We start from the raw sequence: 17,226 nt of genomic DNA on the forward strand, positions 1-17,226 counted from the left end.
GACCGACCGCCAGGCAAGGCCCATAGGCGGCCGGGGTGTCTCGCTAGCCCCATCCTCCGCATGTGACCGGTTCGGATGAGCTGATGATGTGGCCGGTACTTCGGCGAGGCTGGGTCGTTGGGTAGGGCGTGCCGATATCTCGTTCGCGTCGTTCCCGGGTCGGGTCTGTGCAGTGACTGGGGCGTCGCTTCCTAGAACCTCGCCGTTGAGCCAGTACGAGTTCGGGTGGGCCCTCACCCGCAGCCGCTGGGCTCCGCGGGTGAGTCGCTCGACGCGCGGCCTGGCGGCGTCGTAGCCGGGACGGGGACGGAAGAGCGAGGCGACGCGGACCTCGCCGCCAACGCCCTCGACGATCCGGGATGATCCTGGCGTCCGCGTGGTCGGTGACCGTGGGCGCCGGCATGAAGTCGGTGACGGCGACCGTGCCGGTGGCGGTGTCCCACTCCTGGCGCAGGACCAGGGACCAGGACACCGTTCTCGAAGCGCGCGCCAGCGCGGACCAGGGGAACGAGGCGGGCGCCGGTGATGGCACGCCAGCGGGCCTGGGCGGATTCGATGAGCTTGAACACCATCGCCAGGGCCGCGGCCGGCAGCCGGTCGAAGGCGCGGGTGGCGGGCCAGGACGGGGCGGCGGGTGGGCGGGCGCCGGTAAGGTTCCGGTGCGGCACGTCCACGGTGGAGGGTGGGGGTATATGGGGTCCGGCGGCGAGCAGCGGTTACCCGTTGAGGACTTGAAGGAACAGCTTCGCCGGGCGCGGGCCGAACGCGGTCTGTCGATGGACTCGCTGAGCCGCCGGGCCGGCCTGGGCCGGACCACCGTCAGCCAGGCCCTCAACGGGCCCACACTGCCGAGCGAAGCCACTGTGGTCCGGGTCGCCCGCGCCCTGGGGATCACCGCGGATCCACTGCTGGTCCTGCGCGGGCATGCCCTGGCGACGGCGCCAGCGGTTGCACCCGCCGTAGCGCCTGAGCGGTCGGAGAGCGAGTCTGCGCCCGATGCGGCCTTCGAGCAGCGGTACCGCCAGTACGTGGCCGAGCGGCACGCCCGGCTCTCGGTGGTCGGCCTAGACCTCTCCCAACCCGAGTACGCCTGCTGGCCGTTGGACACCGCCTACCTCAGCCTGGAGTTCTGCGCACCGAGCGCCGACCCGCTCGCGGTGGCTCTCGGAGGCCCGGGGCCCGCGGCCCCGGTGGCAGCCGTGAATCGGGCCGAGCAGGCGCTGGCCGACCTACGACGGACCCTGGTGCGGGGCCTGGCCGGCAGCGGAAAGACCACGCTGCTGCAGTGGTTGGCGGTCTCCGCCGCGCGCGGCGTGCTGCCCGCTCCGCTGATGGAGCTGAACCGGTGTGTGCCCTTCGTCCTGCCGCTGCGATCGCTCGTCCGCCGCAGGCAGCTGCCCGGTCCTGAGGAACTGCTGAGCTCGGTGGGCTGTCCGCTGGCATCCGCGCAACCGGCGGGCTGGGCCGACCGCGTGCTGCAGGGCGGGCGGGCGCTGCTGCTGGTCGACGGGCTGGACGAGGTGCCACAGGCGCAGCGGGCACGGACCCGGGACTGGCTGAGCGAGTTGCTGGCCGCCTATCCGCAGGTCCGCGTGCTGGCAACCACCCGTCCCTCGGCAGTCCCGGAGGGCTGGCTTACCGACCACGGATTCGACGAGCTGACGGTCCGTCCGATGAGCACCCGGGACGTCGGGGTCTTCGTCGGCCGCTGGCACGCTGCGGCGGCGGAGGTCGGCGCGCGCACCGGCCAGGAACGCTCCCAGCTGGCCGGGTTGGGCGAGGCACTGACGGACACCGTGCGCTCCCAGCGTCCGCTGGCCCAGCTCACCACCACGCCGCTGCTGTGCGCCCTGGTCTGTGCGCTGCACCGGGACCGGCGCGGCCACCTACCCCAGGGGCGGATGGAACTGTACGCGGCGGCGCTGTCGATGCTGTTGGTTCGCCGCGACCGGGAGCGGGGCATCGAGCGCCCCGAGGGCGTGGTGCTCTCCGAGCAGCAGAGCATCCAGCTGCTGCAGCGCCTGGCCTACTGGCTGGTCGTCAACCGGCAGACCGAGATGGACCGCGAGACGGCGCTCACCCAGATCGCCAACCTCTTGTCGGCCATGCCCGAGGTCGCGGCGCAGGGCGACGCCGTCGCGGTTCTGGATCACCTGGTGGGTCGCAGCGGCCTGCTGCGCACGCCGGACCCGGACACGGTCGACTTCGTGCACCGTACCTTCCAGGACTACCTGGGCGCCAAGGCGGCGATCGAGGCGATGGACCTCCCGCTACTGGTGCGCAACGCCCATGACGACCAATGGGAGGACGTCGTCCGGATGGCGGTCGGCCACGCCCGTCCGCAGGAGCGTGCCAAATTGCTTCGCCGGTTGGTCGCCCGCGGGGTGCGCAGCCAGCGCCACCGGGTCCGGCTACACCTGTTGGCGATGGCCTGCCTGGAGAACGCCACCGAGCTGGACCCTGAGGTACGGCAGGAGGTGACGGAGCACGCGGCGGCTCTCCTGCCGCCGAGGGACGGCGAGGAGGCCGCAGTGCTCGCCGCGGCGGGACCGGTCATCCTCGATCTGCTCCCCGGTCCCGACGGACTGGACGAGGACGAGGCGGCCGCGGTAGTGCGTACCGCCGGCTTGATCGGTGGCGAGGCGGCGATGGGGGTGATGAAGCGGTTCCGGCTGGCCACTGAGGATCGGGTGGCTTGGGAACTTCAGTCCGTCTGGGACCGGTTCGACGCCGCCGCCTACGCCGAGGAGGTCCTCCGGTATGGGCCCAACCGTCGCCTGACGACGGTCACCACGGCCGAACAGTTCACTCTCCTGCGGTCGATGGAAACGACGCCCGAAGTGATCGTCAGCGGTCCCTTCACCGGCAGTGAGATAGCCGACGCTCTCGCCGCAGAGCAGCTGGAATACCTCAACATTCAAAACAACCCGGCCTTGCGCGAGGTCGGGTTTCTCTCCGCCTTCACCCGGATGGCCACCCTCACTCTGCTCGGCTGCACCGCTATTCACGACCTCGCAGGACTGGCCGACTCCGCCGTTGCGAGCCTGACCCTCGACGTCCCGACTCAGGCACTCGACAGCCTCGCGGCGCTCACTCGATTGCGGCACCTGCACCTCTTCATGCCGCTCGGCCTCCGAAACATCGAAGCCCTGCCTATCGCAGCCGACCTGACGAGCCTAACCCTCTCCTCCACGAAAGCCGGTGGGCTGTCACTGGCCGGCATCACTCGTTGGCCGCGGCTCGACATGCTGCAACTCTACGGAAAGGTGCGGGACCTGTCTGCTATCGAGGCGCTTACGGAGCTGCGCTTCCTCGGTTTGCACGACGCTGCGTCCGCACATCTGTACCGCGAAGGGCTGCCAGCCTTGCCTCAGGTCACATCCCTCGACCTCCGTTGCCTCTCCGGCTGGGGTCCGGAGAACCCGCTGGTTGCGGTGCCCTCCGTCTTCCCGCGCCTGAAGCAGATCACCCTCCTCTGTCAGACCAAAGGCGACCGCCGGGTGGACCTCTCGCCCCTCGCTGACCTTCCCGATCTCACCGAGATCCGTCTCTACAAGGCGCGCGAGGTGGCCGGCGCCGAGCTCTTCCCCGAGGGGACGGTCTTCGGCCTCCCCCGCCCCCGCTCCTGACCCGCGCCCTCAGGCCACCAGCGCGGCCGCCGTGCCGGCCAGCGCGGCGACCAGGGTCAGGGTGGCGGCGAAGGCAGCCGCGCCCCTGGTCACGGCCGCCGGGTAGGTCGCTCCGTCCAGCCGCGCCAGGTAGGCGGCGGCGGTGCCCACCAGGACGGCGACGAGCATGGCCACGACGAACGCGAGGGCGAGCAGGGCGGTGGTGGTCACAGTCAGGTGCATCGGGTGCTCCCTCGTCAGGTGGTCAGTGGTGACGAAGTAACCCTGCCGGTCGGGCTGTTCACCGGCGTTCGGCTGAACGAAGATGAACAACCGCGGTCGGAGGACGCTTTCCTCTGCTGCCCAGCACAACGTCCGGAGCGAGCCCTTGGGAGCCCTGATGACGTTCGTACCGAAGGTCCCGGCATGATGCCCACTGTGCATGAGGACGGGAACCATCGCGGGTGGACGCGGTACACGCTGGCTGAGACGGAGAACGGCCATGCCTGGGGCGTCTTCGCCGAGGCGGAGGGGCTGTTCGGGGAGCCCCGGCGCGGGACCTACGAGCTGTTCGGCTGGGTTCCACATGTAGAAGTGCGCGGCTGGGTCGGCAGCCGGGTGTGGGTGGTGCCGGAAGACGATGAGCATGACCCCTGGCTGCTGGAGGACGCCGAGAGCCTGGGGCAGCAGCCCGGGACAGACAGTCTCGTGCTCACTGGCCTGGACGACTACGAAGGACCACCCGAGGGATTCAGGGGCCCGGTTCGAGTGCACGACAGGCACCGGTGGCTGGGCTCCTGCCGGGAATTCGCCCGCGGGGTCCTCCTGACCGCGGCCAGCCGCCGACCGCCGTGCATGTGACCGAGCTCGCCAGCTTGCGGACCGGGAGCGCTGCCGCGCCCAGATCAGCGGCGAGTCGGCTGGCAGCGCTCGACGCGGTCGAGGTCGCCGGCGAGAAGGTCGCTGTGGCTGATGGTGAAGTCTCCGTTGAGCAGGGCATCTCCTCCGCCGTAGTACTGGCCCACGACAGCGGCGGGAAGGAACGAGCGCAGGCTGTGGCGCATGTTCTCGGGGTAGTCAACGGATTCGCCCCAGTCGGAGGGAGCTTGGTCAGTGGACAGCAGGACCCAATGATCCACGGGGACGACGGCGTCGAGGTCCGGGGCTGCTCCGGTGTGGCTGTCCAGCGCGGGCACGGTCAGCCGGTCGGGGTCGAGCGGCGGGTACCACAGCAACAGGGGCTTGGCGCGCTGTGCGTCAGCGTTGTCGAAGCAGCAGACGGCGATGGTGTGGTCGGGGAAGTGGTCGGTGTAGAAGCGAAGGAGGTCCGGGTCGAGGTCCGGCCGCCGGTGTGATGGCACCTGCTGCAGTGCGGCGGGGATCGCGGTGGGGTCAGTGGCCAAGAGCACCGTGTAGATGTCGTGCTCGAAGACCTGGACAGACTCCGGCTCCCCGCTCATCCACGTGATCTCGTCGGCTGCCACGGCGATGGGGCGAACGGCGGCAACCATGCGCTCAAGGACGTCGCCGCTGCGTCCGACGGAGAGGGTATGAGTGCTGCCGACCGCAATACACGATCGTGTCGGAGAACGCGGCCTCACTGGTCGAGATACGCATGCTGGCAAGGTTTCGCCGTCCCCTACGCCCGCCTCGACCCCTGGCCCGCCGCCCTCGGCACCGTCCGCGACGCCGGCTTCACCCTGCTCGCCCTCACCCCCGCCGACACGGCCGTCGACCTCGCCAGCCTCGCCCCCCACACCCTCCCCAAAACGGCCCTCATGCTCGGCGCCGAAGGCGACGGCCTCACCCCCCACGCCATCGCCGCCGCCCACCACCCCGTCCGCATCCCCATGGCCCACGGCATCGACTCCCTCAACGTAGGCGCCGCAGCCGCCGTGGCCTTCTACGCCGTCACCACCCCCTGACCCCTCCGCCGCGCACACCGGCCACACCCTGCGCAGGAAGTCGGCCCGTCCGACGTCCCACGCCCGCCTCGGGCCGCCCGTCCCTCCCTCGTCCATGGCCCAGCCGGTAACTTTTCGATCGGCCCGGCTGCTTTGCCGCAGCTGGCTCTCGCCCAGCCGCCCGACCCCGGCCGGCATCTGCCGCATGCGCGCAGGCCTGTGCCAGCCGGGGCTCCGCGTCGCCCCGGGCTCGGCCCTGTGCGTAGGAAGTCGGCCGGGTCGACTCTCCCCGCAGATCCACGCTCGCGCTGATCTGCATCGGTGCCGCGCCGGAGATCGGCCACACCGACTCACCAGAAGTCGGCCGGGCCGACTTTCCACTCCCCGCCTCAGCCCGCCGGAGCCGTGGGCGGCGCAGGAGCGGCCGCTGGGGGTGGGGTGGTGAGGCCGGTGCCGCCGGAGGCGCCGGCGCCGGGCCAGGATTCGTCGAGACTGCCGTCGGCGCGGACGGTGTAGCGGGTGGAGGTGACCGCGCCGGTGGCGGCCACGCGCTCCTCGCGGACGACCGCGCTGCCGTCCAGGCGCCAGGTGGCCGAAGCCTGCGGGTCGGCCGTCGAGGTGCGGGAGGTGGTGGCGACCGGGTTGTCCCCGGCGAAGGTGTAGAGCTGGACGAGGTCGACCGGCGCGGACCCCTCGGCCCGCCGCAGCACGACGACCGCGGCCGGCTGGCCCTTGTACCGGGCGGGCAGCACCGTGCTCAGCGCGACCTGTGGCCCGGGCCCGGCCGAGTGCCCGTCCTTCAGGGCGATCACGGCCCCTCCCGCCCCGTCGGGGTAGCTGCGGTTCGGCCAGTTCACCACCGGACCCGGCCCCTGGGCGGGCGCCAACGCCCCGTCCGCCGCACCGCCGCGGGCCGCCGCCGGTAGCGGCGTCGCCGAGGACTGCGGAGCGACGTCCACCGAGGTCCCGGGCACCGACTGCTCGCCTCCGCGGCCACCGCGATGGTCCGCCGTCGCGGTCTGTCCGACCGGCGGCCGGGCCCCCTGGTTGCTGCGGTTCTCGCACCCCTGGGCCACCGCGATGGCCAGCGCGACGCCGATCGTCACGGTGACGAAGACCACCAGTCGCTGCCTCAGCAGCCGCTGTCGCGCCGTGCCGGGCCGCCCGCCGGGAGCCGGGGTGTGCTGCCGGTCCCGGGGCCGGGGACGCCCGGGCGGTGGAGTCTGCGGGCGGTCCCGCAGCGGACGGGTGACCGGTGTCGCCTCGGGCCGCTGGGGCGGAGCAGCCGGGCGCCGCGCCGGCATCCCCGCCTGCCCGGCGGGGCCACCGGGCCGACCGGCCGCCGCCGCTCTGGCCCGTGCCGGAGCGGCCGGTTCGGGCGAGCGCCCCGGTGCGGGAACCCCCTGCCGGAGGGCTTCCGGTGCAGGGGCCTGCGGCGGAGGCGCCGGAGCCGCCCGTCGTGCCCCGCGTGCACCGCCACCGGCGGTCCCCGCCGTCGCGCCGCGCGCCGCCAGTTCGCTGAGCCGCTCGTGCAGCGCGGCCGCGCCCGGCCGTTCGGCGGGCTCCTTGGCCAGGCAGGCCCGGATCAGCGGGGCGAGCTGCGGGGGGACGGCCGACAGGTCGGGCTCCTCGTGGACGACCCGGTACAGCATCACCTCGGAGGAGGCCCCCGACCCGAACGGCGTGTCCCCGGTGAGCGCGTACGCCAGTGTCGCCCCGAAGGCGAAGACGTCCGTGGCCGGGGTGACGGTCGCGCCGCGGACCTGCTCGGGCGCGAGGAAGCCGGGCGAGCCGACCGCCGTGCCGACGTGGGTGAGGGTGCTGGCGCCGCGCGACCACGCGATGCCGAAGTCGATGATCCGCGGGCCGCGCGGCGAGAGCAGGATGTTGGAGGGCTTGAGGTCCCGGTGGACGACCCCGGCCTCGTGCACCTTGACCAGCCCGTCGGCCAGCGCCGCCCCGATCCGGGCGGCTTCGGGCCAGCTCAGCGGCCCCTCGTCGCCGACCTGCTTGTAGAGGGAGGGCCCGGGGACGTAAGCGGTGGCCAGCCAGGGCCGGTCGGCCTCGATGTCCGAGCCGACGACGCGGGCGGTGCAACCGCCGCGGATCCGGGAGGCGGCGGCGATCTCGCGGGCGAAGCGGGTGCGGAACTCCTGGTCCTCGGCGAGTTCGGCGCGGATCAGCTTGAGTGCGACGCGCTGCCCCCGGCGGTCGGAGCCGAGGTAGACCACGCCCATGCCGCCGGCGCCCAGTCGCCGGTGCAGGCGGTACGGCCCGACGATGCGGGGGTCCTCACGCCTCAGCCGCATCATCGCCATGTCTCGTTCCCCGTCAGCCTGTGGGTGAGGCCCCGTCGCTTGGGGCATCGTCAGTTCCTGTCTGGCACAGCTTACGGACTGCCCGCTGCGGTGTGCTGATACGCAACACCTCAAGCCACCATGCGATTGTCGGATCTTGCTGAGAGCTGCAGGTCACAGGGGTGCCGAATCGTTTCTCGGGGTAACCCCTCAGGGTTCCCCCGGGGGCACGGTGCGGCCTGTCTCCCCCTCCGGTAGTACGCCTTGAGTCTGAGCGTCATCCTCCGGGATGCCCGAGGAACAGTACGACGGCATGACGCCCGGAAGGCCCCCTGACCAATAGCGTTGTGCTCAGCGGTGGACGGGGAGCTCGTCCCCCGAGGTAAGCCGTCCACCGCGCCAATTCGATCGGATCAGGAGCAGGGCCATGGCATCGCAGCAGACGGGTACCACCCGCCGCCGTCGGCTGGCCTTCACCCAGTCCCAGTCCGCCGAGCAGCCCACCCGGCACCCCGCCGTCGCGCTGGCCATGGCCCTGCCGTGCGCCGTGCTCCTGGTACTGCTGTTCGGCGGGTGGGATCAGATGGCCAACCAGGCCGAGGCCCTGGTCGACCTGATCGGCCGCTGAGGGAGGAGCACCAGAACGGGCACTGGTCCCCTGGGGACGGGGAGCGGTGCCGCCGGGGAGGCCGCGGCCGCGATGACACGCGGACGGGCGAGAGCGGTCCGCAGAGCACCCCGGCAGGCGGAGATGCCGCGTACGGACGTCGGTGAGGGCGACCGTACGCGGCTCTTCTCTTTTCCGACCTCCGCCGGAACGACGCTCCCGGAGCGACCGACCTGGAACGACCACCCCGGAACGACCGACCGGAACGACAAAACGGCCGGGGTCGCGAACCATACGGTTCGCGGCCCCGGCCGTTACTGTGCGCGATACTGGGATTGAACCAGTGACCCCTACCGTGTCAAGGTAGTGCTCTCCCGCTGAGCTAATCGCGCCTGGTGTGGCGGTCTTGCAGCAGATCCCGAAGGATCGGACGTGCGCGATACTGGGATTGAACCAGTGACCCCTACCGTGTCAAGGTAGTGCTCTCCCGCTGAGCTAATCGCGCGGGGAGGTCTCCCGGTGGAACCGGGTGAGCCTCTTGGAGGTGGAGACGGGATTTGAACCCGTGTACACGGCTTTGCAGGCCGTTGCCTCGCCTCTCGGCCACTCCACCAGGCAACACACGAAGAACGATCTTACACTGTTCTCCATCGAGCGGACGACGAGATTCGAACTCGCGACCCTCACCTTGGCAAGGTGATGCTCTACCAACTGAGCCACGTCCGCCTGTCTCCCAGGAGCTTCACCGCTTTTCTTCGGCTGCGCTCCCTGGCGACGTGTTGAACTCTAGCGGATTCCTGGGCCAGCTAAAAATCCGTTCCCGCAGCGTGCCGAGGGGACGCCCTCGGCACGCCGTCCGGTCCGCCCTCCGGACCGGTCACCGGCCGCCACCTGCGGCGCTTCCGGACGATCATCCGCAGGCCATCCGGCGCACACCCACGCGACGCACGGAACCGCTCGTACGCGGGGGCATGGGCCCGGCCGGGCCCGCGCCCCCCGACCTACACTTCAGGCACCGCCACCCCCAGCACCACCGCGCAGGAGAACCGTGTCCGGCCACCCCGACCCCCGCACCCCGCTCGCCCGCTTCGGAGGCCGCCTGGCCACCGGCCTGCGCGATGTCACCTCGGACCCGGCCGCGCTCGACTCCTCCGGCTACTGGGCCGTCGCCTACGACTTCGAGGGCCGGCTGACCTGCGCACGCTTCGACGAGGTCCGCCCCGCGCCCGCTCCGCCCTCCGGCGCCGGCTGGCGCGGCCCGGACGCCGGCAGCTGGCACAGCTCCCTGGACCGCGCCGCCTACACCGCGGGCGTACGCCGCATCCGCGAGCACATAGCCGCCGGCGAGGTCTACCAGGCGAACCTCTGCCGGGTGCTGTCCGCGCCGCTGCCCGACCCCGACCGCAGCGACATCGACGCCCTCACCGGCCTGCTCGCCCACGGCAACCCCGCCCCCTACGCGGGCACCATCCGGCTGCCCGAGTACGGCGTCGAGATCGCCACCGCCTCTCCCGAGCTCTATCTGCGCCGCAGCGGACGCACCGTCTCCTCCGGCCCGATCAAGGGCACCGGCCGCACCGAGGGCGATCTCCTCGACAAGGACCACGCCGAGAACGTGATGATCGTCGACCTGGTCCGCAACGACCTCGGTCGCGTCTGCGAGACCGGCAGCGTCACCGTCCCCGACCTCTGTGTCGTCGAGAAGCACCCCGGCCTGGTCCACCTGGTCTCCACCGTCGAGGGCACCCTGCGCGAGGGCGACGGCTGGCCCGGGCTGCTCGCCGCCACCTTCCCGCCCGGCTCGGTCACCGGCGCCCCCAAGTCCAGCGCCCTGCGGATCATCGAGGCCCTGGAGACCGCCCCGCGCGGCCCCTACTGCGGCGCCGTCGGCTGGGTGGACGCCGACCGCGGCGAGGGTGAACTCGCCGTCGGCATCCGCACCTTCTGGCTCGACCGGCAGGACCCCCGGGCGCCCGTCCTGCGCTTCGGCACCGGTGCCGGCATCACCTGGGGCTCCGACCCCGAACGTGAGTGGGACGAGACCGAACTGAAGGCCGCCCGCCTGGTCGCGATAGCGTCGGGCAGCGCGACCGGCCCGACCGGGGCGTAAGCCACGCCCGTGCTCGGGGCGTGTCTTGCGGATCTTCGCCGGGCCCGCGACGCGACCCGATTCCGACCAGACCCACACGACGCGCCCCTAGGAGCAGCCTCGATGCACACCCGCACCACGAGCTGGGTCAACGGGACACTCGTCGATTCCGCCGACGCCGCCCTGTCCGTCCTGGACCACGGACTCACCACCGGCGACGGCGTCTTCGAGACCATGAAGGCCGTCGACGGCAAGGCCTTCGCGGTCACCCGCCACCTCGACCGGCTCACCCGCTCCGCCCGCGGCCTCGGCCTGCCCGACCCCGACCACGACCTGGTCCGCGAGGCCTGCGCCCGGGTCCTCGCCGCCAACCCCGCCCCGCTCGGCCGCCTGCGGGTCACCTACACCGGCGGCAACTCCCCGCTCGGCTCCGAGCGCGGCACCGCTGCCCCGACCCTGGTGGTCGCCCTCGGCGCCATCAACCGACGCCCCGACGAGACCGCCGTCGCCGTCGTCCCCTGGCGCCGCAACGAGCACAGCGCCGTCGCCGGCCTCAAGACCACCTCGTACGCCGAGAACGTGGTCGCCCTGGCCGCCGCCCACCGGGCCGGCGCCTCCGAGGCCCTGTTCGCCAACACCGCGGGCCGACTCTGCGAGGGCACCGGCTCCAACGTCTTCACGGTCATCGGCGGCCGCCTGCTCACCCCCGTCCTCGCCTCCGGCTGCCTGGCCGGCATCACCCGGCAACTGGTCATCGACTGGTGCGGCGCCGAGGAGGCCGACCTCCCGCTCAGCGCCCTCCAGGACGCCGAGGAGATCTTCCTGACCTCCACCACCCGCGACGTCCAGGCCGTCACCCGCGTCGACGACCGCGAACTGCCCGGCGTCGGCCCGGTCACCGCCAAGGCCATGGCGGTCTTCGCCGAGCGCAGCGGCGACGACCTCGACCCGTGAGCCCCGCCCCGGGCAGCCGTGACGGGCTGCGCGGATAACCTTCCCGACGAGGGGAAGGGAGCACCACATGACCACCACGCTGCGCCCCGAGGGTCCGGAGACACCCATCACGGCCGGCGGCCGCACCAGACGCTGGCGGATCCTGGCGAACGGCCACCCGGTCGGCGCGTTGCGTACCACATCGGTCCGGCACGGCAGCCAACTCTGGGGCGAGATATCGGAGTTGGAGGTCACTGAGGGGCGCGGCCGCGGTCGCGGCACGTTCGGCGCGCTGGCCGCGGAGGAGGTGCTGCGCAACTGGGGCTGCACCCGGGTGGACGTCAACGTCCCCGAGTCGGCCCCGATCGCCCGCGGCCTCGCCGCCACCCTCGGCTACACCGAGCGGATGCGGAACCTGGGCAAGACCCTGACCGTCGCCCCCGCCCTGCCCGCCGGCGTCACCGCCCGCCCGATCGACGCCACGGAGTTCCCGGCCTGGCTCGACCGGGCGGCGGAGGGCTACGTCGCCTCGCTCATGGGTTCCGGCCTCAGCGAGGAGCAGGCCCGCGCCAAATCGTGGCTGGACCACCAGAACGTGCTCCAGCAGGGCGCCGACAGCCCCGGCGTCGCCCTGCGCCGACTGTGCGGCGCCGACGGCGCACCGGAGCCGCTCGGCTCGCTCTGGGTGGAACTCCACCTGCGCGACCTGCCGGACGGCGCACCGCTCGCCTGGGTCATGGTCGTGGAGGTGTCCCCGGCCCACCGGGGCCGGGGACACGGTCGCACCCTGATGCTGCTCGCCGAACGCGAGTGCCTGGCCGCCGGGGTGCGCGAGATCGGCCTCAACGTCTTCTCCGGCAACGAGGTCGCCATCCGCCTCTACGACTCGCTCGGCTACCGGATCACCAGCCGGTGTCACGGCAAGCCACTGTGAGGAGTCGGCGGAACGTCAGGAGGCCTTGGCCGCCTCGATGACGGTGACGATCCGCTCCCGCAGCCCCTCCTGGCTCCGCCCGCCGTCCAGCCGCTCGCCGCCGATCACGTACGTCGGCGTGCCGGTGATCCCGATCGCCTTGCCCTCGGCCTGGTCGGCGTCCACGGTCAGCATGTGCCGGCCGTCGATGAGCGCGGTCTCGACCTCCTCGACGTCCGCCCCGACCTCCCGGGCCACCTCCAACAGCACCTGCTGCCCGCGCGCGTCCAGCTCCTCGACCCGAGCCAGCAGCGCCTCTACGAACGGCCAGCCCAGTTCCTGGGCGAACGCCTCCTCGGCCGCCTCCGCGGCGGCGTAGGCGTGCTTGTGCTTCTCCAACGGGAAGTGCCGAAGCTCCACCGGCAGCGCGTCGCCGTACCGCGCACGCAGCGCCCGTACGTCGTCCAGCGCGGTGCGGCAGTCCGGGCACTGGAGGTCGCACCAGAACTCAAGGCGGGGGAGGGAACCATCGATCATTCCCCCAGTGTTCCATCAGTGGGTGCCCGCTCCCGCCGGCGGTGCGCCCGAGGGCGGACCGACAGGGAGGCACCGATGACCATGACGACCGCAAGCGAAGGGGCGAGCCCGTGCTGACCGCGGCGATCAGCTTCCTCCTCACGGCCGGCGGAGTGGCGGTCGCGGGCCTGCGGGCCTGGCGGCGGCGCTTCCGCTCGGCGACCCGGTGGTTCGCGGTGGCCCTGCTGCCCGCCGGGCTCTACCTGACCGGGCTGTTCCCGCTGGCAAGCACGATCGGCCGGGAGTTCGCCGACTGGGCGGCCAAGCTGGTCTTCGACCCCCGGGTGTGGACCGGCATCGTGCTGCTGGGCGTGTCCGCCGTCCTGCTGCTCACCACCCGGTGGGTGGGCCGCCGCGATGCCGTCGAGGGCGCGCCGGAGCGCCCGGCGGCGGCCGGAGCGGCCCCCGAGCGCCCGGCGGTGGCCCGAGCGCCGAAGGCCCCGAAGAAGCCGGCGGCGGGCAAGCGGGACGACGGCCTCGGCGACTTCGCCGACATCGAGGAGATCCTCCGCAAGCGCGGGATCTGAGCGCGCCGGGAGCGTCAGGCGGAGGCCACGGCCTCCGCCGACCGCTGCCGCGCCCGGTAGGCGGCGACGTGCAGCCGGTTGCCGCAGGTGCGGCTGTCGCAGTAGCGCCGCGAGCGGTTCCGGGAGAGGTCCACGAAGACCCGCGCGCAGTCCGGCGCCTCGCACCGGCGCAGCCGCTCCCGCTCGCCCGCCATGAGGATGAAGGCCAGCGCCATGCCCAGCTCGGCCGCGAGGTGGTCGCCGAGCGCGGCGTGCGGCGCGAAGTAGTGCATGTGCCAGTCGTGGTGGTCGTGGTTGACCAGCCGGGGCGTCGTCCCGGCGGCCGCGACGACCGCGTTGACGAGTTCGGCGGCCTCTTCGGTGGACTCCGTCGCGAACACCTCGCGCAGTCGGGTGCGCAGCTCGTGCACCCGCCGCAGGTCGTCCTCGGTCAGCGAGTCGATCTCGCTGATCTCCTGGCGGACCACGAAGGCGTCCAGCGCGGCGATGTCCGGCAGCCGCTCGTCGCCGCACACCTCGGGCGCGGTGTTGAGCAGATCCACGAGGATGCTCAGCGCGCACTCGGTGTCATGGGTGATCAGCACGTTGGGGCTCCTCGCGCAGGGGGACTCCGGTGCCCCGCGTCCACGGTTACCCCAGACCATACCGGCCCTTGCGGCAGAAGGGCGGCGCGTTCGTTCGAAGGCCTGTGCGGATTCCGTCGGAGTGTCCTAAAGCGGGCGCCGCCCGGGTGCGAGGCCCCCGCTGTACGGACTCCGCGCGGCCGCTGCGCGGCCCCGCAGGGCCCCGGGAATGACACGGGCGCCCGACAGTGAGGCCGGCCACCCGTACGGATGGCCGGCCTCGCTGCCGGGCGCCTGTAGTGCGGTGGCCCCGCTCTGGTGGGAGCGGGGCCTGACACCGGCCCCGAGACCGCGTCGTGCGCGGCTGAGTCTGCTGCCGTGCCCCCGAGTAGGACGGCTGCGATGACGGCAGGAGGTGCGGCCCCACGGACAGTGGGGCTGGACCGCCTCCGGTCGGGGTCAGCTTTCGGCGAGGATGTGGGACAGCTCCCGGTCAAGGTCGAAGTGACGGTGTTCGGTGCCGGGGGGCACCGCGGCGTCCGTCCGCTTGAGGAACGACTCAAGCGCCCGGGCCGGGGCCTCCAGCAGGGCTTCTCCTTCCGGAGAGCTCAGCGCGATGCAGACCACCCCTTGCCCGTGGCTGCGCGACGGCCACACCCGGACGTCGCCGGTACCGGTGGGTCGGTGTAGCCCCTCCGCGAGGAGATCTCGGGCGAACACCCACTCCACGGTCTCGTCGGCGCCCGTGTGGAACGTGGCGTGCACGGCGTAGGGGTCGGCGGTGTCGTAGCGCAGGCCCGCGGGGACGGGCAGTGAGGACTCGCTGGACACGATGAGGCGCAGGTGCAGCTCGCAGCTGACCGTGGTGTTCATAAGCGCCATGGCCTTTCGCTCAGTGTGCGCTCGGGGATTCGCACGTCGGCGAACGGACCATCCCACCTCCAAGACCGATGTAAACCCCTCTGTCCCGATTCGGGCGCGAGTCGTACCCCTTACGGCGCATTGCGGAATCGTCACGGAGTACCCGCCCGGGGCATTACCGGCGGTTCTTCTCGGCCGGTTTCCGGGCCGGCATGTAGTCGGTCTGTATGAAGCGCCAAGGCGGGTCGGGAACAGGGGAGCGGGTGGTGCGGCCGGGTCCGACGAGTCGGCCGCGTGGTCGGGAGGGCGGGGCGGGGTCCGGGCCCCCGCCCGGGCGTACGGCGGCCGGCGCCCCTGGGTGGGGGCCTCCGCCGGAGGGTGTTCGGAGCACCCCCCGGGATGCGGTAATGTTTTCCCTGCACCCGGGCGATTAGCTCAGCGGGAGAGCACTTCGTTCACACCGAAGGGGTCACTGGTTCGATCCCAGTATCGCCCACCGGAATGCATTGTGATATGTGAGGCCCAGTCGATTATCGGCTGGGCCTTACATGTATTTCCAGAATGCCCCCGAAGTGCCGTCTCTAATCCGGCTGAGGCTCAGTCATCTTCCGTGCGGAGCGCGAGTTCTGCAGGTGCGCCAGCCTCGCCCGGAAGGGGCGAGTTGTACGACCTCCCTCAAACGGTGCTACAGTTCATCTCGTTGCCCGGGCGATTAGCTCAGCGGGAGAGCACTTCGTTCACACCGAAGGGGTCACTGGTTCGATCCCAGTATCGCCCACCGGACAGCACGCAGGCCCTGACCAGGAAGCCGGTCAGGGCCTGCGGCGCGTTCAGGGCCGTTTCCCGCTAGGCCGCCGCCTCGCAGCCGTGTTCGGGCTCCAACCGGCGGCCGCAGCCGCACCGGGCGGGCCGCAGCGGCCAGGACGGATCCACCCGCTCCGGCGTCCCCGACCGGTTGAACCAGCTCTGCAGCCCCCGCGCCTGCGCCGCGTGCCAGACCGCCTGCCGCAGGTGCAGCTCCGCCGCCGTCAGTCCGCCCAGCGCCGCCGGGTAGCGGGCGCCTATTCGCCGGGTCAGCGAGAGCGCAGCCGTCGCGTCCGCCGCCGCGTCGTGCGCCCCGGTGAGATCGACGCCGTAGTGCGCGCACAGGTCGGTCAGCGTCCGGCGGCCCTTTCGGTAGCGGTCCACGTGCTTGTCCAGCACCCGAGGATCCAGCACCAGCAGCCCGGTGCCGTCCAGCCCGCCGGTCAGCGTCAGCCCGTGGTGGCGGCGCAACTCCCGGTCCAGCAGCGTCAGGTCGTAGGGCGCGTTCATCACCACCACCGGGTGCCCGGCCCGTGCCTGGGCCGCCAGTGCGCGGGTGACCTCCGCCACCACCGCGCGGGCCGGCCGACCGTGCGCCCGGACCCGCTCGTCGGTGATGCCGTGCACCGCGCGGGCGCCGTCCGGGATCGGCACGCCCGGATCGGCGAGCCAGGTGGTGGTCTGCGCCGGTGCGCCCGGGGTGAGTTGGACGACCAGCGCGGCCGAGACGATCCGGTCGGTCTCGACGTCCACGCCGGTGGTCTCGGTGTCGAAGGAGGCGAGCGGACCGGTGTACCAGTAGTGCTGCATGACTGCCCCTCAGACGTGCGTTCGGCGCACTGGTGATACCCGGTTCTGATGCCCGCTCAACCCGTTTGGCCCAGGCCCGACCGGGGATCCTGCCCAAGGGCGGCCCGTCCGGATCCGGACGGGCCCGGAGCCGGGGGAGGCCACGGGGCGATGGCACTGACACAGCCGCAGCCCGAGGAGGCGGCGGCCGCGCTGCGGGGGAACCTCGCGGTCACCGCCTGCATGGAGACACTGCAGGTCGGCTATCTGCACGCGGTCGCCGCCGCGTCCGGCTGCTCGCTCTCCCAGCCGTTCCCGGACAACGGCATCGACTGGCAGGTCAGCCACGGCTCACGGGCGCACGAGGTGGACGACGAGGTCACCATCAAGATCCAGCTGAAGGCCACCCAGCAGATCGCGCCCGACCCGGCCGGGCCGTTCTTCAGCTTCACCCTGGACAACGACCACCTGCGCAAGCTCGCCCGCGCCCGGGTCGCCGTCCCGCGCATCCTGGTCGTGATGCTGCTGCCGCGCCGGGTCGACCGCTGGCTCCGGGCCCGCCCGGACGCCCTGGAGCTGCGGCACTGCTGCTACTGGGTCAACCTGGCCGGCCACCCGATCACCGGGCAGCGGCGCACCAACGTCCGGGTGCCCACCGACAAGGTCTTCGACGACCGCGCGCTCTGCGACATCATGGCCCGGGTCGGCGCGGGCGACAGCCCGTGACCGCCCGGCCCCGGCAGCGAGGAACTGGA

General features: G+C 72.3%; 15 protein-coding genes, 6 tRNA genes and 2 pseudogenes. 11 read left to right on the forward strand and 12 right to left on the reverse strand.

The window, feature by feature from the left end; genetic code table 11:
- Positions 1-452: 452 nt before the first annotated feature.
- Positions 453-587, reverse strand: a pseudogene (locus ACH4E7_RS15155) (IS256 family transposase); the annotation flags it as partial.
- A 105-nt stretch (positions 588-692) separates the two neighbouring features.
- Here ACH4E7_RS15155 and ACH4E7_RS15160 point away from each other — a divergent pair.
- Positions 693-3,629: an NACHT domain-containing protein gene (locus ACH4E7_RS15160; protein ID WP_396249494.1), complete on the forward strand. Its 2,937-nt coding sequence runs from the start codon at positions 693-695 to the stop codon at positions 3,627-3,629.
- A gap of 9 nt (positions 3,630-3,638) precedes the next feature.
- Here ACH4E7_RS15160 and ACH4E7_RS15165 read toward each other — a convergent pair whose 3' ends face one another.
- Complete coding sequence (locus tag ACH4E7_RS15165) at positions 3,639-3,851, reverse strand: hypothetical protein (RefSeq protein WP_396249495.1); 213 nt, start codon at positions 3,849-3,851, stop codon at positions 3,639-3,641.
- 183 nt (positions 3,852-4,034) lie between these two features.
- On the opposite strand from ACH4E7_RS15165, the gene ACH4E7_RS15170 reads away from it, so the two are divergent.
- Positions 4,035-4,469, forward strand: a complete 435-nt coding sequence (locus tag ACH4E7_RS15170) for a hypothetical protein (protein ID WP_396249496.1) — start codon at positions 4,035-4,037, stop codon at positions 4,467-4,469.
- Positions 4,470-4,513: 44 nt separating this feature from the next.
- Here the strand turns inward: ACH4E7_RS15170 and ACH4E7_RS15175 are convergent, their stop codons facing one another.
- Complete coding sequence (locus ACH4E7_RS15175; RefSeq protein WP_396249497.1) at positions 4,514-5,119, reverse strand: hypothetical protein; 606 nt, start codon at positions 5,117-5,119, stop codon at positions 4,514-4,516.
- A gap of 39 nt (positions 5,120-5,158) precedes the next feature.
- Here ACH4E7_RS15175 and ACH4E7_RS15180 point away from each other — a divergent pair, with 39 nt between their 5' ends.
- The gene (locus ACH4E7_RS15180; RefSeq protein WP_396249498.1) at positions 5,159-5,533 is read left to right on the forward strand and encodes a TrmH family RNA methyltransferase; all 375 of its coding nucleotides are present in this window, start codon (positions 5,159-5,161) and stop codon (positions 5,531-5,533) included.
- Positions 5,534-6,570: 1,037 nt separating this feature from the next.
- On the opposite strand, the pseudogene ACH4E7_RS15185 reads toward ACH4E7_RS15180, so the two are convergent.
- Positions 6,571-7,830: pseudogene (locus ACH4E7_RS15185) on the reverse strand (serine/threonine-protein kinase); the annotation flags it as partial.
- Positions 7,831-8,236: 406 nt separating this feature from the next.
- Between ACH4E7_RS15185 and ACH4E7_RS15190 the strand changes: the two are divergent.
- Positions 8,237-8,437: a hypothetical protein gene (locus ACH4E7_RS15190; protein ID WP_396249499.1), complete on the forward strand. Its 201-nt coding sequence runs from the start codon at positions 8,237-8,239 to the stop codon at positions 8,435-8,437.
- A gap of 299 nt (positions 8,438-8,736) precedes the next feature.
- On the opposite strand, the gene ACH4E7_RS15195 is transcribed toward ACH4E7_RS15190, so the two are convergent.
- From ACH4E7_RS15195 to ACH4E7_RS15210, 4 genes are all read right to left on the reverse strand, one after another.
- Positions 8,737-8,808 (reverse strand) — tRNA-Val (locus ACH4E7_RS15195).
- Between the two features lie 41 nt (positions 8,809-8,849).
- Positions 8,850-8,921, reverse strand: a tRNA-Val gene (locus ACH4E7_RS15200).
- Between the two features lie 34 nt (positions 8,922-8,955).
- Positions 8,956-9,029: transfer RNA gene (locus ACH4E7_RS15205), tRNA-Cys, on the reverse strand.
- Between the two features lie 40 nt (positions 9,030-9,069).
- Positions 9,070-9,142: transfer RNA gene (locus tag ACH4E7_RS15210), tRNA-Gly, on the reverse strand.
- A gap of 322 nt (positions 9,143-9,464) precedes the next feature.
- Between ACH4E7_RS15210 and ACH4E7_RS15215 the strand changes: the two genes are divergently transcribed.
- The 3 genes from ACH4E7_RS15215 (at position 9,465) to ACH4E7_RS15225 (ending at position 12,372) form a co-directional block, all read left to right on the forward strand.
- A complete protein-coding gene (locus ACH4E7_RS15215) occupies positions 9,465-10,526 on the forward strand; it encodes a chorismate-binding protein (protein WP_396249500.1) in 1,062 nt (353 codons plus the stop codon).
- 102 nt (positions 10,527-10,628) lie between these two features.
- Positions 10,629-11,459: an aminotransferase class IV gene (locus ACH4E7_RS15220; protein ID WP_396249501.1), complete on the forward strand. Its 831-nt coding sequence runs from the start codon at positions 10,629-10,631 to the stop codon at positions 11,457-11,459.
- A gap of 67 nt (positions 11,460-11,526) precedes the next feature.
- Positions 11,527-12,372 carry a GNAT family N-acetyltransferase gene (locus ACH4E7_RS15225; RefSeq protein WP_396249502.1) on the forward strand — a complete coding sequence of 282 codons (846 nt, stop codon included), beginning with the start codon at positions 11,527-11,529 and terminating at the stop codon, positions 12,370-12,372.
- Positions 12,373-12,387: 15 nt separating this feature from the next.
- Here the strand turns inward: ACH4E7_RS15225 and ACH4E7_RS15230 are convergent, their stop codons facing one another.
- On the reverse strand, positions 12,388-12,888 hold the full coding sequence (locus ACH4E7_RS15230) for a DsbA family protein (protein WP_396249503.1): 501 nt from the start codon (positions 12,886-12,888) through the stop codon (positions 12,388-12,390).
- A gap of 110 nt (positions 12,889-12,998) precedes the next feature.
- Here ACH4E7_RS15230 and ACH4E7_RS15235 point away from each other — a divergent pair, with 110 nt between their 5' ends.
- On the forward strand, positions 12,999-13,454 hold the full coding sequence (locus ACH4E7_RS15235) for a hypothetical protein (RefSeq protein ID WP_396249504.1): 456 nt from the start codon (positions 12,999-13,001) through the stop codon (positions 13,452-13,454).
- Between the two features lie 14 nt (positions 13,455-13,468).
- On the opposite strand, the gene ACH4E7_RS15240 is transcribed toward ACH4E7_RS15235, so the two are convergent.
- On the reverse strand, positions 13,469-14,038 hold the full coding sequence (locus ACH4E7_RS15240; protein ID WP_355669852.1) for a CGNR zinc finger domain-containing protein: 570 nt from the start codon (positions 14,036-14,038) through the stop codon (positions 13,469-13,471).
- A 438-nt stretch (positions 14,039-14,476) separates the two neighbouring features.
- Entirely contained in the window at positions 14,477-14,890 is a 414-nt protein-coding gene (locus ACH4E7_RS15245; RefSeq protein WP_030056266.1) for an SsgA family sporulation/cell division regulator, read from the reverse strand.
- Between the two features lie 412 nt (positions 14,891-15,302).
- Between ACH4E7_RS15245 and ACH4E7_RS15250 the strand changes: the two genes are divergently transcribed.
- A tRNA-Val gene (locus ACH4E7_RS15250) sits at positions 15,303-15,374 on the forward strand.
- 210 nt (positions 15,375-15,584) lie between these two features.
- A tRNA-Val gene (locus ACH4E7_RS15255) sits at positions 15,585-15,656 on the forward strand.
- A gap of 68 nt (positions 15,657-15,724) precedes the next feature.
- On the opposite strand, the gene ACH4E7_RS15260 is transcribed toward ACH4E7_RS15255, so the two are convergent.
- Positions 15,725-16,492, reverse strand: a complete 768-nt coding sequence (locus tag ACH4E7_RS15260; RefSeq protein WP_396249505.1) for a 3'-5' exonuclease — start codon at positions 16,490-16,492, stop codon at positions 15,725-15,727.
- 150 nt (positions 16,493-16,642) lie between these two features.
- On the opposite strand from ACH4E7_RS15260, the gene ACH4E7_RS15265 reads away from it, so the two are divergent.
- On the forward strand, positions 16,643-17,197 hold the full coding sequence (locus ACH4E7_RS15265; protein ID WP_396249506.1) for a DUF4365 domain-containing protein: 555 nt from the start codon (positions 16,643-16,645) through the stop codon (positions 17,195-17,197).
- Positions 17,198-17,226: the final 29 nt, after the last annotated feature.

The organism is Kitasatospora sp. NPDC018058 (assembly GCF_044327205.1).
Taxonomy (GTDB): Bacteria; Actinomycetota; Actinomycetes; order Streptomycetales; family Streptomycetaceae; genus Kitasatospora.

Bases quoted from the DNA above. Each gene is read 5' to 3' on its own strand.
- ACH4E7_RS15160 (WP_396249494.1), top strand. From the start codon at position 693: ATGGGGTCCGGCGGCGAGCAGCGGTTACCCGTTGAGGACTTGAAGGAA.
- ACH4E7_RS15165 (WP_396249495.1), bottom strand. From the start codon at position 3,851: ATGCACCTGACTGTGACCACCACCGCCCTGCTCGCCCTCGCGTTCGTC.
- ACH4E7_RS15170 (WP_396249496.1), top strand. From the start codon at position 4,035: ATGATGCCCACTGTGCATGAGGACGGGAACCATCGCGGGTGGACGCGG.
- ACH4E7_RS15175 (WP_396249497.1), bottom strand. From the start codon at position 5,119: ATGGTTGCCGCCGTTCGCCCCATCGCCGTGGCAGCCGACGAGATCACG.
- ACH4E7_RS15180 (WP_396249498.1), top strand. From the start codon at position 5,159: ATGAGTGCTGCCGACCGCAATACACGATCGTGTCGGAGAACGCGGCCT.
- ACH4E7_RS15190 (WP_396249499.1), top strand. From the start codon at position 8,237: ATGGCATCGCAGCAGACGGGTACCACCCGCCGCCGTCGGCTGGCCTTC.
- ACH4E7_RS15220 (WP_396249501.1), top strand. From the start codon at position 10,629: ATGCACACCCGCACCACGAGCTGGGTCAACGGGACACTCGTCGATTCC.
- ACH4E7_RS15225 (WP_396249502.1), top strand. From the start codon at position 11,527: ATGACCACCACGCTGCGCCCCGAGGGTCCGGAGACACCCATCACGGCC.
- ACH4E7_RS15230 (WP_396249503.1), bottom strand. From the start codon at position 12,888: ATGATCGATGGTTCCCTCCCCCGCCTTGAGTTCTGGTGCGACCTCCAG.
- ACH4E7_RS15245 (WP_030056266.1), bottom strand. From the start codon at position 14,890: ATGAACACCACGGTCAGCTGCGAGCTGCACCTGCGCCTCATCGTGTCC.
- ACH4E7_RS15260 (WP_396249505.1), bottom strand. From the start codon at position 16,492: ATGCAGCACTACTGGTACACCGGTCCGCTCGCCTCCTTCGACACCGAG.
- ACH4E7_RS15265 (WP_396249506.1), top strand. From the start codon at position 16,643: ATGGCACTGACACAGCCGCAGCCCGAGGAGGCGGCGGCCGCGCTGCGG.